The organism is Halobacillus sp. ACCC02827 (assembly GCF_030291935.1).
Classification (GTDB): domain Bacteria; phylum Bacillota; class Bacilli; order Bacillales; family Halobacillaceae; genus Halobacillus.
In genome coordinates this window covers 2,742,369-2,755,972 of the sequence record NZ_CP128168.1, presented here as the reverse complement: position 1 = coordinate 2,755,972, position 13,604 = coordinate 2,742,369, and the positions used below count along the sequence as shown (strand labels likewise).

General features: G+C 45.5%; 12 protein-coding genes. 9 read left to right on the top strand and 3 right to left on the bottom strand.

Going from position 1 to position 13,604, the window contains the following annotated elements; translation table 11 throughout:
- Both QRD89_RS14630 and QRD89_RS14625 read left to right on the top strand, forming a co-directional pair.
- Entirely contained in the window at positions 1-945 is a 945-nt protein-coding gene (locus tag QRD89_RS14630) for an ArsA family ATPase (RefSeq protein ID WP_286095567.1), read from the top strand.
- A gap of 170 nt (positions 946-1,115) precedes the next feature.
- Positions 1,116-2,816: a methyl-accepting chemotaxis protein gene (locus QRD89_RS14625; RefSeq protein ID WP_286095566.1), complete on the top strand. Its 1,701-nt coding sequence runs from the start codon at positions 1,116-1,118 to the stop codon at positions 2,814-2,816.
- Between the two features lie 14 nt (positions 2,817-2,830).
- Here QRD89_RS14625 and QRD89_RS14620 read toward each other — a convergent pair whose 3' ends face one another.
- A complete protein-coding gene (locus QRD89_RS14620) occupies positions 2,831-4,234 on the bottom strand; it encodes an MATE family efflux transporter (RefSeq protein WP_286095564.1) in 1,404 nt (467 codons plus the stop codon).
- A 236-nt stretch (positions 4,235-4,470) separates the two neighbouring features.
- On the opposite strand from QRD89_RS14620, the gene QRD89_RS14615 reads away from it, so the two are divergent.
- The 5 genes from QRD89_RS14615 (at position 4,471) to QRD89_RS14595 (ending at position 9,430) form a co-directional block, all read left to right on the top strand.
- Entirely contained in the window at positions 4,471-5,355 is an 885-nt protein-coding gene (locus QRD89_RS14615) for a cupin domain-containing protein (protein ID WP_286095563.1), read from the top strand.
- A gap of 103 nt (positions 5,356-5,458) precedes the next feature.
- Positions 5,459-6,160 (top strand): ABC transporter ATP-binding protein, encoded by a 702-nt coding sequence (locus QRD89_RS14610; protein ID WP_026578192.1) that lies wholly within the window; start codon positions 5,459-5,461, stop codon positions 6,158-6,160.
- Positions 6,157-7,524 carry an ABC transporter permease gene (locus QRD89_RS14605; RefSeq protein WP_286095562.1) on the top strand — a complete coding sequence of 456 codons (1,368 nt, stop codon included), beginning with the start codon at positions 6,157-6,159 and terminating at the stop codon, positions 7,522-7,524. The genes QRD89_RS14610 and QRD89_RS14605 overlap by 4 nt, the downstream gene beginning before the upstream one ends.
- 142 nt (positions 7,525-7,666) lie before the next feature.
- Positions 7,667-8,692 (top strand): YecA family protein, encoded by a 1,026-nt coding sequence (locus QRD89_RS14600; RefSeq protein ID WP_286095561.1) that lies wholly within the window; start codon positions 7,667-7,669, stop codon positions 8,690-8,692.
- Positions 8,693-8,968: 276 nt separating this feature from the next.
- Positions 8,969-9,430, top strand: a complete 462-nt coding sequence (locus tag QRD89_RS14595) for a hypothetical protein (RefSeq protein WP_008634234.1) — start codon at positions 8,969-8,971, stop codon at positions 9,428-9,430.
- 34 nt (positions 9,431-9,464) lie between these two features.
- Here the strand turns inward: QRD89_RS14595 and QRD89_RS14590 are convergent, their stop codons facing one another.
- Entirely contained in the window at positions 9,465-11,921 is a 2,457-nt protein-coding gene (locus QRD89_RS14590) for a glycoside hydrolase family 13 protein (RefSeq protein WP_286095560.1), read from the bottom strand.
- Positions 11,922-12,050: 129 nt separating this feature from the next.
- Entirely contained in the window at positions 12,051-12,629 is a 579-nt protein-coding gene (locus QRD89_RS14585) for a YdcF family protein (RefSeq protein ID WP_286095559.1), read from the bottom strand.
- A gap of 235 nt (positions 12,630-12,864) precedes the next feature.
- Between QRD89_RS14585 and QRD89_RS14580 the strand changes: the two genes are divergently transcribed.
- Positions 12,865-13,074, top strand: coding sequence for a YkvS family protein (locus QRD89_RS14580; protein WP_008635516.1), 210 nt, complete (start codon positions 12,865-12,867; stop codon positions 13,072-13,074).
- A 219-nt stretch (positions 13,075-13,293) separates the two neighbouring features.
- Positions 13,294-13,548: a hypothetical protein gene (locus QRD89_RS14575; RefSeq protein ID WP_153017415.1), complete on the top strand. Its 255-nt coding sequence runs from the start codon at positions 13,294-13,296 to the stop codon at positions 13,546-13,548.
- Positions 13,549-13,604: the final 56 nt, after the last annotated feature.

The window sequence follows — 13,604 nt, the reverse complement described above, 5'->3', positions numbered from 1 at the left end:
ATGACAAGTATAGAGAAGAACAAAATCATTTTTGTAGGAGGAAAAGGAGGAGTGGGAAAGTCGACGACGGCAGCAGCTCTGGCACTAAGTTACACGAGCCGTGGTTATCGGACACTCGTTGTCTCCACAGATCCAGCTCACAACTTAGGTGATATTTTTCATAAGCAATTAGAAAATAGTAAAAAGCCGCTGATGGATGGCTTGTGGGGATTAGAGATCGATCCAGGGAAGGAAGCGAAGCGGTATATTCAAGGAGTGAAAAATAACCTGAAGGGACTCGTTCATGCGAAAATGATCGAGGAAGTACATAGACAAATCGATCTTGCTTCTTCTACCCCCGGGGCAGAAGAAGCGGCACTGTTCGATAAGCTGATATCCATTATGATCGAGGAGAAGGATTTCGATAAGATCATTTTTGACACAGCCCCAACCGGTCACACGATCCGTCTCCTTACTCTGCCGGAAATGATGACCGTTTGGGTGGACGGGCTGTTGGAAAGGCGGAAGAAAGTGAATGATACCTATACGCAGCTGCTTCATGATGGAGAACCTGTGGAAGATCCGATATACGAGGTACTGCAGGAGCGGCGAGAGAAGTTTGCCAAAGCCCGAGGAATTATCCTTGATGAAGATAAGACGGGCTTCCTGTTTGTTTTAAATCCGGAGCGCCTTCCAATTCTTGAAACAAAGCAGGCAGTCCGTCAGTTGGACACCTACGACATCCGTGTCCATACGCTGGTAGTTAACAAAGTGCTTCCGCCTTATGCAGACGGAAGCTTTCTTGAACGTAGAAGAAAGCAGGAACAGATGTACATGCAGGACATTGGTGAGATTTTCAAGGAACAACGGCTTTTGAAGATTCCTTTATTCACGGAAGACATTGCGGACCTGGATCAATTGCAGGCATTTTCCAGACAGTTTGATCAAGAGAACCTATCCGTATAAACCGGACTTTTGAGAGTCCGGTTTATTTTTTTTATTTCGTAGTCGAAAAGTATTAAGTCATTATCCGTAAATAGAACTATATTATCAGAAATTTCCGCCGATATAAGAAAGAGTGTAAACAGGTGATACCAACCTACTCAATCTTAAGGAAAGGAAAGTGAAGCAGATTTATGAACCCTAACAAGTCGCTGCGGGCGCAGCTGTTTCTTAACTTCTTGATTCCTATTGTTATATTAGGAGTCCTTGTTTTTGGATTTGTCAAAGTGTTGTCCAGCCATATCATTGATTCCTATCTTGTTCCTCAATTTGAAAGCACACTGGAAGACACGGGGGATGAACTTGTTCAGGCTGTCGATGATTACCGCATACTTCAGGCGATCCGCAATCCCGAAGGAAATCATGCGGGTTTATTAAAAACCATGGACTCTATCGTAGAGGACAATGATAAACTCAAGCATGCTTATATCCTTACACAAAAGGAAGGGAAAGGTTACTCCGTTAGCAGAAATGGAAGCGGAGAAATGATGGTGGAGTCCCCCCTTACGAAAGAACAAAAGCAGGCTCTGGATAACAAACAGACAGTCATGACAGATTTCTATAAAGACCCGGTAGACGGAGACACGCATAAATCAATAGTTATCCCATTGGAAAATTCGGATGCCGTTGCAGGGGTGGATATGGATGGTTCATTCATTATGACCCTGGAAAACAGTATCAACGTCTTCCTTATTGCTTTCCTAATCCTTGCATTACTGCTCGGCGCGTTGTTTGCATACGTCTTTGGAGGAAGACTGAATAAGTCCATCCAAATTCTTCTGGGATCAATGAAGCGAATTCGTGATGGGGATTTGACAGGCCGTGTGGAAGTGAAGAGGCAGGACGAAATCGGTCAGCTTGCCAACGCAGTTAATGACATGGTGGACGGCCTTCGTTCTTTGGTGAAGCGTGTATCTCAGGCATCCAATGACGTAGCAGGACGAAGTATGGAGCTGACTCACTCCGCCAATGAAGTAAAAGAAGGAAGCGGTCAGGTGGCTTCCACCATGCAGGAACTTTCCTCAGGAGCAGAATCCCAGGCGAACAGTTCCGGCAATCTTTCCGTTATGATGGATCGGTTTACGCTGAAAATTAAGGAGGCAGATCAGACCGGCAAGGAAATAGCCGGTACATCTCATGAGGTGCTTCAGATGACGGATGAAGGAAGGAAGCTGATGCAGCAGTCTGTTCATCAGATGAACAAGATTCATACTATTGTTAAAGATGCTGTGGACAAGGTGCAGGGATTGGAACATCAATCCAAGGAAATCACCAACCTGGTCCAAGTCATTCAGGCAATTGCCGACCAGACGAACCTCCTTTCCCTGAATGCTGCAATAGAAGCAGCAAGAGCAGGAGAACACGGAAAAGGATTTGCTGTCGTTGCGGGTGAAGTCCGCAAATTGGCAGAGCAAGTATCCTCATCTATAGGAAGCATTACGAAGATTGTACATACTATCCAGCAGGAATCTACGAATGTAGCGGGTTCTTTAGAGAGCGGGTATAAAGAGGTTACTACCGGGTCTGAGCAGCTTGAACAAACAGAGGGAACGTTCCTTGCTATTCAAGGATCTGTGACGCAGATGGCTGAGCGAATCAAGCATATATCCACCCATCTGGAAGATATAACGACAGACAGCAGCCACATGAGTGCCTCAATTGAAGAGATTGCATCCGTCACAGAAGAAGCAGCTGCGAGCGTGGAGGAAGTGGCTGCCTCCACCAATCAAACGACGGTTTCAATGGAGGAGGTTTCTGCCAGTGCGCAGCAGCTGTCGGAGCTTTCTGACCAATTGAGTGGTAACGTTCGTGAGTTTAAGACTGATTTGGTATGAAAAAAACCTGTGCTTTAAAGCACAGGTTTTTTTATGCATGGTTTTTTTTTCTTTAACGCCGTGTCCTGTTTCTCTTGGTGAACGAAAGATTTCTTGTGCCAGGTTCTTCCTCGCCACCTTCGCAGCATAAGCAGTCCCCGCAGCCATTCGTCGACAATAAAGGCGATCCATATACCGATCAGCCCGTAGGAAAGCGGAAGACCGAGCAGCCAGGCGATCGTGACTTGGACCCCCCACATGGAAAGAATACCGATGACGACGGGATAACGAACATCGCCTGCCGCTCTTAGAGAATTGATGACGACAAGATTGAACGCCCTCCCTGGTTCCAGTAGAATACTGAGCAGCAGTAAGGTCCCGCCCGATGCAATAATTAATGGGTCGTCCGTAAACAAACCGAGCAGGATATCGCTTGAGAAGTAGAAAACGACAGCGACTACAATCGAGACGGCAATGGCCAGCTTCAAGCTGCGCATGCACTGCCTGTATGCCCGCTCGGTTTCCTTTGCTCCTATATGATGGCCAATCAGAATTTGTGTGCCCTGGCCGATTGCGACTGAGAAAAGGAATATGAACATCATCAAATTTTGGGCGTACACCTTGGTTGTGAGAGCAGTCGCGCCCATCTGTGCGACGAAGTACGTAATGACCATCTGGCTTGCATTGTACGATAATTGTTCTCCCGCTGATGGAATTCCGATATTCAGTAAACTTTTGATATGCTTGATTTCATAACGGTAGAGGGCTGTCCAAGGAAGAGAACTCGACACGCGTTTCACTAATAGGAGAAAGAGCACGATGAATCCTAAACCACGGGAAACGGCGGTAGAGACGGCTACTCCCTGGACGCCGAAAACAGGCAGCCCGAACGGTCCGAAAATGACAATGTAGTTTCCTATTACGTTGACAATATTCATGCCGATCGTGACATACATCGTATCCTTTGTATGCCCATAACTCCTCAGAATAGCGCCTGCTGTCATGAGCAATGCTTGGACAAAAATCAATCCACCGACGATATTCATATAATCGACAGCTTCCCCCATAAGCTGGGCAGGAAGGGCCATTACGGCAAGAATAGGCTCACTGAAAAGAAATAAGCCGAAACTTAAGAGAAGTGAGAACCACAAGTTCACGCTGAGGGAAGTAACGGAAATGGCTCCTGCCTCTTTCGGTTTTCCGGCTCCTAGGTTTTGAGCGACAAGGATAGCCGCTCCCGTTGCAATAAATCCGAACATGACGATGATAACGGAAAGGATCTGGTTGGCTACCCCTACAGCGGCTACTGCCTCATCCGAATATTGACTGAGCATGAGGGTATCGGCGTTCCCCATCAGCATATGTAGAAGCACTTCGATGAAAATAGGCCATGTGAGCGTAAACAGTGTCAGTTTCTTTACATTTTTTTCATGAGTCATGACAGGACTCCTTTACACATATATTGGGGCAAACGTTTGCATGAATAAAATAATGAACGCTTCCTACTAAAACTATAGAAAGATTCCTTCCACGTCAATATAAAAATGGTTCCGCTTACAAAAATGTTAAGAAAGAATGATCCTTATGGGAAGGAAGTAGGTAATCTTGAAAATGACGGACACTTGGGCACAGGTTGCATAGGATATGGGAGATCATGGATCGAGGAGATGATAGTATGTATCCAAACAGTCATAGGTCGTACCAGGCGCATCCGTCCGCCTATAGACAGGAAGGTTCTGAACAAATGCTGAACGTTCTTAAAAATGCTATTAAGTCAGAGGCGGAAGCGGTAGACTTGTACACCCGACTGCTTGCATCAGCGCCGTCTTCTATGCACCAAGGGGAGATGCAGAAGTCGTTGGAAGAGGGGAACGACCGTTTGCAGCAAAGGACAGCGCTTTATATTCAGCTTGCAGGCAAACAGCCGGAATATAAGATTGAAAGGATGCCGTTTCATAGTTATCCGGAAGGTTTGATAAAAGCATATGAAGTAAATGTGCGTAATTATCAGATGGACCGCCAGCAATACTACACCAATCAGCATCCAACCATTCGTCAGTGGTTCGGGAGAGTATGCAATGACGAAGTCATTCAGGCGAATCGCCTGCAGACGCTCGCATATGATGGGAGATCGGAGGGCAAAGATTTTGGCAAGCAGCCTTATGTGCTTAATATCGATGAAGCGACGAAAGCGAATGACACATTTCGGACGGCGATATGGACGGGAGATCATCTGCAGGTAACGTTAATGAGCATCGGTGTCGGCGACGATGTCGGCCTGGAAATCCATCCGGACGTCGATCAATTTCTACGTATCGAAGAAGGGGAAGGACTCGTACAAATGGGGAGCACGAAAGAAACGGTTACATTTGAGGACAGAGCGTACGATGGTTATGCCATCATGGTCCCCGCCGGAACATGGCATAACGTTATTAATACAGGTGACAAACCGTTGAAGCTCTATTCCATCTATGCCCCGCCCCAGCATCCGTTTGGAACTGTCCACCAAACGAAAGCAGACGCTCTTGCAGCGGAATCCGGGAATCACGGATCAGCTTGAGAACTTCCTTAAGGGAAGTTCTTTTTTTTATGAAAATAAATGAAATGATCCCATCTTCCTCCTCGTCTTATGTAGTAGAAGAGGAAAAGGGAGGAAGGTAAACGTGATTGTCATACGTGGTTTGGCACATTCTTTTTATGTCGGAAAGAAAAATAGTCGTCAGGAAATACCTGTGTTGAAAGGGATTGATCTTAAAATCAATAAAGGGGAAATTGTTGCAGTAATAGGCAAGAGTGGTTCAGGCAAGTCCACACTTCTGAATTTGTTAAGCGGATATATCAAGCCACTGCAAGGGGAAATTGTACTTAATGGTACAGACGTTACTGCTTTATCAGAAGGCGATTGGGCTACGTTTCGTGCAGAGAATCTAGGATTCATTTTCCAAAGCTTTCAATTGATTCCGAGTATGACAGCCTTTCAAAATATTGAACTCCCGCTTGTCATGAAGGGGATCAATGAGGCTGACAGAGGGGCGATTGTCAAATCAATGCTTGCGAAAGTCGGCCTTGACGACTATGCAGAGCATTATCCGTCCGAACTGTCTGGAGGACAGCAGCAGCGGGTATCCGTGGCACGGGCGCTCATAGTCGAGCCCCCCATTATCTTAGCGGACGAGCCTACCGGAAGCCTGGATCAGGAAACAGAAGACGAACTGCTTTCTTTTGTTAAACAATTGAATGAAGAAGAAGGCATCACCTTCGTTCTGATTACTCATGATGAAGAAGTGGCTTCCGTTGCGGACAGGGTCATCCGTCTGGAAGATGGCTCGGTCGTTGAACGATTGGATAAGGGGGCGATCCGATGAAGTGGAAAGACAGGTTCCGATTTATCCGGCAGAACATGAAGAAAAACAGATCCCGTGTTGCGATGACCATGCTTGCGACAGCGATCGGCTGCGCGTTCCTTATCATACTTGCTTCCGTAGGTATTGGGGCGCAGAAATATATTGTCGATGATTTGATGAAGGATAGGGCTGTTACGGAAGTTTCCATCTTTGGGAAATCAGAAGTGGCCGAGGGAGAGAATCCTGCACTCACAAAGCAGGACGTCGATCGTCTGGAGGAACTGGATGGGGTAAAAGCCGTCTCCCGTTCTACGATAGTGGAGAACCCGTCTGTAACTAAACTTGGAGACTATGAAGTCCAACCTTCTGTGGAAATGGTGGATTTTAATTCTGAGGAGAAGGCTGGATTGAAGCTGGCTGAAGGACGCATGCCGGCGAAAGAAAATGAAGTGCTGGTCGGCTATCACTTCGACAAACTACTCGTCAATCAGGAGGAAGGGGCGGATAAAGAGCTTTATGATTCCGATGGACTTGTTAAAAAACAGAATCGCTATGATGAACCGGTATTAGGGAAGTCAGCAGACATTGAAATAGAACAGATCAAAGAAGGGGAGCGCGTAACGAACATGTATCCCGTTACGATTGTAGGTGTGGCGGAAGAACCTGCACGGGATTGGGAAGTAGGAAATGAAGTATTAATCTCTGAATCCATGCTTGAGAAAATCGAAGCATTTACCGGTACGAAGAACGGTGCGCAAATACAGACAGCGATGAGCGATGACGAGATTGCACTGCTCCAGGATCTAAACGAACCTCGTTCTTTCAGTGAAGTCAATGTCATTGCCGGAAGCCTGGAACAGGTGGAGAACGTAACAGAGGAATTGAAGAAAGAAGGGTATAATGTTTATTCCGTAACCGAGCAGATTGATGAAGTGAATGTCGTTTTTGCAGTCATCAAGACCGGTCTTGTCATCATCGGAACTATTGCTCTTCTAATCGCGTCCATCGGTATATTCAATACGATGTCTATGGCCGTAACGGAACGGACACAGGATATCGGCATCATGAAAGCGATCGGCGGTCACCCGAAGATGATTCGAAGTATCTTTTTAATGGAAAGTGGCTGCATTGGTTTGATCGGTGCCTTAGCAGGTGTCCTCGCTGCTTACGCTGTCAGCATTTGTATTAACTTTATTCTGCCTTTGGTAATGAAACAAGTGTTTGAGGAAACGCCGGAGGCAGCGATTCAGTTGTCCTTTATCCCACCCTATCTAGCAGTCGCCTGTGTCATTCTCAGCATCGGCATTGCTATGATATCAGGATGGAAGCCTGCGAACAAGGCAACGAGGATTGATGTTCTGCGTGCGCTTAGAAGGGATATATAGCTGTCAGGATAGGTCCTTGCACCCCGATTTCCATTAGGAGTGCAGGGTCCTTTTTCTTAGATTTTTTTAAGAATTTTTGCATGTTCGGTCAATATCCGTTACCCTAGTAGAGTTGACGTTTAGAATTAGGAGAGGAATTAATATGAGTAAGATCAAACGGAATGACCCATGCCCTTGTGGAAGTGGGAAAAAATATAAGAAATGTTGTATGAATAAGAACGTAGAGGGATTAGGTTCTGTATCGCTCCATGAAGAGCTGAACAATCATTACAGTCACTTGATGGCTTATGTGAACCGCAACTACCCGAATCTGGCTCCGCTGGAACAAAAAGAGACCCAGGAAGAAGAAATCGAAGCGGCCTTCCGAATGGTGCAGAAGGTCTTTATGGAAGAACAGGAGAATGGCGGCACGATCTTCGATGAGTTCTTTGAGAAGAAAAAGAAAAAAATAAACCGACCTTCCACGCTTGCTTCCATGGAAGAGTGGAAGCAGCAGAAGACCGGCATTTTTAAAATTGTCAACGTTGACGCTGCTCAAAGTGTCACCGTCGAGGACGTTTGGACGAAGGAACTGTTGGAAGTCAATCAGCAGGGAATTCCTCTTAAGGAAGAGAACTATGCGCGCATGCCTTACTGCATTGGTATCCTTCTGAAGTGGGGACCGGTCTTTAACTTCATTCCATTGTCCATTCCTAATTACGAGGAATCCTACCTTTCCTTCCGAGAACAGCTGGAAGAGAATTATGCTGCATCAGAAGCATCCTCCATCGAGGCTTATCTGGAAGAGACATTTATTGAATCCCTGAGAAAATGGATGTTCATGAACGGGGAGCAGCAGGTGCAGACAGAAGAGCAGGCAAAAGCAGCTCCTTCCAATGAAAACGATGAAGTGCTGGAGTTGTTGCAGCTGGATATGGATGATCAAGAAGCGGTTGATCGACTGGAGAGAGCATGGCTGTCTTATAAAGAAGCAGAGCAGCCGAATCTTAGAAAGCCTGAAGTCGTCGCTGCAGCGCTTGAGCATATGTTTGTCACAACGACGTACTTCCGGGAAGAGACACAAAAAGTTACAAAGAAAGCTGTTGCTGAAAAATATGGGGTAAGCCCAAGCAGCATGACAAACCGGATCAATCAACTGAAAGAGTATTTTGACACGATTACAGAATAAAACTTCTGGAAAGACACCTGGATACAGGTGTCTTTTTTTTGGATAAACAAGCTTACCGCACAGGAAATCCCTAAATACGAAGAGAGATACGCAATGGATAAAAAGGAAAATCAAGATAATCCGTTGGCCTTGGGCAGAGGGGCATCCTGTTCAATCAGCCAAATTTGCGGACAGTCAACCAGGCATAATGATAAAGGACAAAAAAGAGCCCGCCATTTGATGCCAGGCTCTTTTTTGTCCTTCTTCTGCATAGGGTAAGGAAGGAGGGGGGAAGAAATGAAAAGGAAGAAGCAGCCTGCATTAATCCTCTTCATTCTGTTCTTATTGCTGACACTGATAGCTGCCGGAGCATTTTTCATTATGACAAGGCCGAGTTATCAAGCTGAACGAGTGGTCGATGAGTTTTATACGTTGGAGCAGGAAGGCGAGTACAATAAGTCATGGGAATTGTTACATACCAGCATACAGGAGAAATTTGCGAAGGGACCATACATCCAAGACCGATCCCACGTATTCATGAACCACTTTGGTGCGGACACCTTCACCTTTACGATAGACGGCAAGAAGAAAAGAGATAACTGGAAGATGGAGAAGGATGGGGAGCCGTTTGGTGTTGTCTACGAAATGGTGGTCACGCAGACGTACCATGGTAAATACGGACACTTCCTTTTTACACAATTCGTTTACGTTACGAAGGAAGAAGGGGAATGGCGTATCCTATGGGATTATAATAAGTGAGCCCCCTCCATCTATAAGGAGGGGGCTCACTTATTTATCTCAGTTTACCTTTGACTTCATAGGCGGATACTGTTTTTGCTTCACTTTCAATCATCAATTTCCCTTTATGACTCTTGTATTTATCCTTGTCCAACAGTGATTGGAGCTGCACACGATTAGGGGTACGCTGATTGTATAATTCAAAAGCGTCCAGGCGTCGATTCTCTGTTCCCTGGTTAACGACGACTAATACATGATTTTTACGTGTTTTCCTTTCAAAAACAAGGACGTCTTCATCAGAGTAAACAATCCTGAAATCGCCGTGGGTGAGCGCCTGCTCCTTCGTGCGGATATCAATCAACTTCTTGTAATGATTTTTGATTTCCCTGTTTTGTTCCTGCTTATTCCAGGGCATAAATTCGCGGTAATAGCGGTCCTTCCATTCTTCTACAGCATTGTGGTCACCGCTTTGGGACAGCCCTACTTCATCACCGTAATAAATGATCGGTGCTCCCGGAAGCAGGAATTGAAGAGTGGCCGCGTTTTTCATTGTCGTTTCGTTCTCCTTCGCTTCATAGAAGAAGCGTGGCATATCGTGGCTGTCAAGGAACGTAGCAGCGACGAATTCCTCGGCATACCCGTTTTGGATGGTTTCAAGCGAAGCAGCCAGTTCGTTCATCGATTTTCCTTGAATAAATGCGCCGTGAAGAGCGGTTTGCGTTTCGAAATCAATAGCGCCGTCAAGCTTGCCGGTGTAGGAAGTGATCGTATCCAAGTCATCCCATACCTCTCCGAAAATGAATGCGTTGGAATCAATCGACTTTACTTTATGTCGAAAGTCGACCCAGAAGCTCTGGCTCGGTCCTTTGGCATAATCAAGACGAAAGCCGTCGACACCGATGTCTTCCATCCAGAATGGAACGACTTCATTCAGCATGTAGTCCCTCGTGTTCGGATTGTCATTGTTCAGCTCCGGAAGCTCTTTGACACTGTAGAAAGTATCGTATTCGTCCGGCCATTTGGTAAACGTGTACCAGTCATAGTATTTACTGTCTGTTCCTTTGGAAAGAGCATCTTGGAAAAAGTCATGCTGGTTCGATGTGTGGTTGGGAACGAGATCATAGATGACTTTCATATCCCGTTTGTGCGCTTTTTTGACCAGTTCTTTCATCAGCTGATTGCTGCCGAACCGGGGATCAACTTTCATGAAATCGGTTGGATGATAGCCGTGGGAATAAGGTCCTTCATAGATCGGTGAGATCCATAACGTATTGACACCCAGTTCCTCGATGTAATCCAGCTTATCGATGACTCCCTGAAGGTCTCCTCCCATCCAGCCTTTCAGCTGTTCGTCTTTCGGAAGATCAGGCTGAACAGAGGTGTTGTTCCTTACATCTCCGTCCCGGAAACGGTCGACGAATACTTGATAGATGACTGCTTCTTTTGCCCATTTCGGCGATTTATAGTCATCGACATAGTAAGCGAACTCCGTTGCTTCCTCAGATGTCAACGCGTTATTATCAGCAAACTGGGACCCTTCAGATGACTTGTTCCACACATCTATCTTATATTTGACGCGGGTCTTGTTCTTTTGAGCAGGAATGGTGCCTTCCAATATGGACGTCTGTAAACCGTCCGGGGCAGTAGATGTCTCTTGAACAGTAAGGAAGGACGTCCTGCCTTGAACAGCTGTTCCGCGTTTTCCATCTGGAATCGATCCGTCTGTCGTGTAGTAGACCGCGCCTGCGTCAATTGGGCCGAAATGCCGGACCTCTACTTCTACCTGGACGACGTCTTTTTTATTAGGAGTGTAAGGGGCGTGATTAAAATCATGTCGCACAGATTGGGCGACTGGAATTGTCAACCATTTGTCGACTTTATCGTACACGTTGTCGCCGTCTTCACGCAACGTTACGGTCCGCGGATCTGTCCGATCTTCCTTATAAGCTTCACCTGAAAGGCTGTAGAAGTAGGTAAGCTCCTCGGAAGCATCCCCGACAACGCGGAGGGTGTAGATGCCGTCTCCTGTTTTCTCCATCGGGCTGACGGTGTAATTGAAACCGTTTTTGCTTGATGCGACAGTCGGGATTGCCCAGTCCGGTGTCTCTTCAGGCACAGACAAATTCAACGTGACACTGCCGCTGTGGGTATCCGCTAAGCGGATATCAACGGTCCTTTCTTTGTCCGGATGGAAGGTAAAGATATATTTCCCATCTTGAGAAGGGGTGAACGTCAAGTTCGATCCTTCCATCCACTTGCCGTCATAGACGAACTTATACTCCACGGTTTTTCCACCCTTTAGTTCCACAGGTGCACTTTCCCAAAGCTGCTTCTCTGCATCATAAGCAAGTGGATGATTATCCGACCCCCAATCCAATGACTCCGCACTGCCGCGAAGAACTACCTTGTCATATGTAGTCTCCGCCGCATCCGCTTTCTGTGCAAACGGTTGCGCAAAAAGCAAAAACAAAAGTGCTATCCCTACGAATGAAATAAGCGACCACTTTTTCATTAACTGCATTCCCCCTCATAATTTTGAAATCGCTTTCATAATATAGAATAAAGCTTCGAATGTCTATGGGACTAATCTAGTGATTTCCAGAAAAAAGAAAAGGCAGAGGGGACTCTGCCCTCTACCCGATTAATAAGTCAGCAGTCTGACGGAATAGGCGATATACTTCACATACTCACTGAACGTCATTTTTTGTTCCCGCTCATTTAATCCGTCACTTGCGTCGAAAAAGGAGGGGGCGAATGCATAGGAAAGGTCGATGGAATCTTCATAGATCTTATCAAAGGTCATCTTCGTCCTACGGGAATGGTAATCGCTTGTTACCACAATTGCTGAAGTGAAGTCGTATTTGAACATGATTTCTTCGGATAATACAGCATTATCCAAGGTGCTCTCGGCCTCCGTTTCTTCAATAATCGCGTCCGATGGAACACCCAGGTTCTCTGCGTCCTCTCGTGTTACGCCCTTCTCTGTAGAATTTGTGAGAATGATAGAATCGGCAAGTCCTTGATTGAAGAGATCGACGGCATAAGGGAGACGGTTGGATTCGCCGCTCAAAACAATGAGAGCATCTGCCGGCTGCACGTCTTCTGAATCCTCTATGAACAAAAAGCCACTCCCTAAGTTGTAGAGTATGATGATTCCGGTAATGAATAATACAACGGTAATTGCGAAGATACTTAGAATAACTTTCTTGACTCTCGGCAAAGGTGTGTGCACCATAGACTTCCTTTCTATGTAACGAGAAATTATAGAATATTTTACCACATGTTTTGACATAATTGTTAGGAGGGTATAACAGTTTAAGTCTGGTTCGACTTGTTTTTTTTAATGGAATCGAGTAATATATCCTGTAAAACATTTTATTTGAATTGTTTGTCAATTAGATGTAAAATGAATTCAACTTTGTTGAAAATATGAATATGAGAAAGGGTAGAGAAAGATGATAAAGCCTGATGATCGCATTGCAACACCCGGTCAAATAGTAACGTTTGAAAGAAACGATATTGTTTTTAAAGGAAGAGTAATCCCCAGTCAATGCCAACAGTCTGTCATCGTCGACCTGACCATCATGGACAATTTAGCAGAGATTGACTTTGAGTATGACAGAACTGTAGTGGCTCATACCAATTACCGCATTATAGAAGAATAGTGTTGAACCTCCTCTTATATAGGGGAGGTATTTTTATGTAGCAACGCTTTATATCGTAATATATACGACGAGTCAACATGATAATTTTTCCTCTACTTTATTTTATAGGAAAAAATCCTGTGTTCATCTTCCGTTTTTTTTATTACTATTAGAAGGAGGGGGACGTACTGGGGGATTCGTGAATAAATGAGCATGAGAGGATGAAGTGGTTTGGCGCATTTGACTAAATTACTTTTGGATCAGGATGAACTATCGATCACCGGGCGCTACAGTGTGCGTATCGATAAGACAATTGTCATTGAGCCTCTTCGGCACCTGACGGAAGACACCTTCCGTAATTTGCTTAGAAGTAAAGCAATTGTGAAGCGGATCGGAATTCGCAGACAGGAAGATGAGAGCTTCCTGACGTTCGATGGACCGTACTCTTTCCGCAGGGTGAACGGTATCTTGATCTTCCAGCGTACGGCAATATAATCCATACATAACATCTTTAGAACTTCCAAACAGGAGTGGGGAGTTCTTTTTGATTG

Coding starts and splice junctions, on each gene's coding strand:
- QRD89_RS14630 (WP_286095567.1), top strand. CDS start 1: ATGACAAGTATAGAGAAGAACAAAATCATTTTTGTAGGAGGAAAAGGA.
- QRD89_RS14625 (WP_286095566.1), top strand. CDS start 1,116: ATGAACCCTAACAAGTCGCTGCGGGCGCAGCTGTTTCTTAACTTCTTG.
- QRD89_RS14620 (WP_286095564.1), bottom strand. CDS start 4,234: ATGACTCATGAAAAAAATGTAAAGAAACTGACACTGTTTACGCTCACA.
- QRD89_RS14615 (WP_286095563.1), top strand. CDS start 4,471: ATGTATCCAAACAGTCATAGGTCGTACCAGGCGCATCCGTCCGCCTAT.
- QRD89_RS14605 (WP_286095562.1), top strand. CDS start 6,157: ATGAAGTGGAAAGACAGGTTCCGATTTATCCGGCAGAACATGAAGAAA.
- QRD89_RS14600 (WP_286095561.1), top strand. CDS start 7,667: ATGAGTAAGATCAAACGGAATGACCCATGCCCTTGTGGAAGTGGGAAA.
- QRD89_RS14595 (WP_008634234.1), top strand. CDS start 8,969: ATGAAAAGGAAGAAGCAGCCTGCATTAATCCTCTTCATTCTGTTCTTA.
- QRD89_RS14590 (WP_286095560.1), bottom strand. CDS start 11,921: ATGAAAAAGTGGTCGCTTATTTCATTCGTAGGGATAGCACTTTTGTTT.
- QRD89_RS14580 (WP_008635516.1), top strand. CDS start 12,865: ATGATAAAGCCTGATGATCGCATTGCAACACCCGGTCAAATAGTAACG.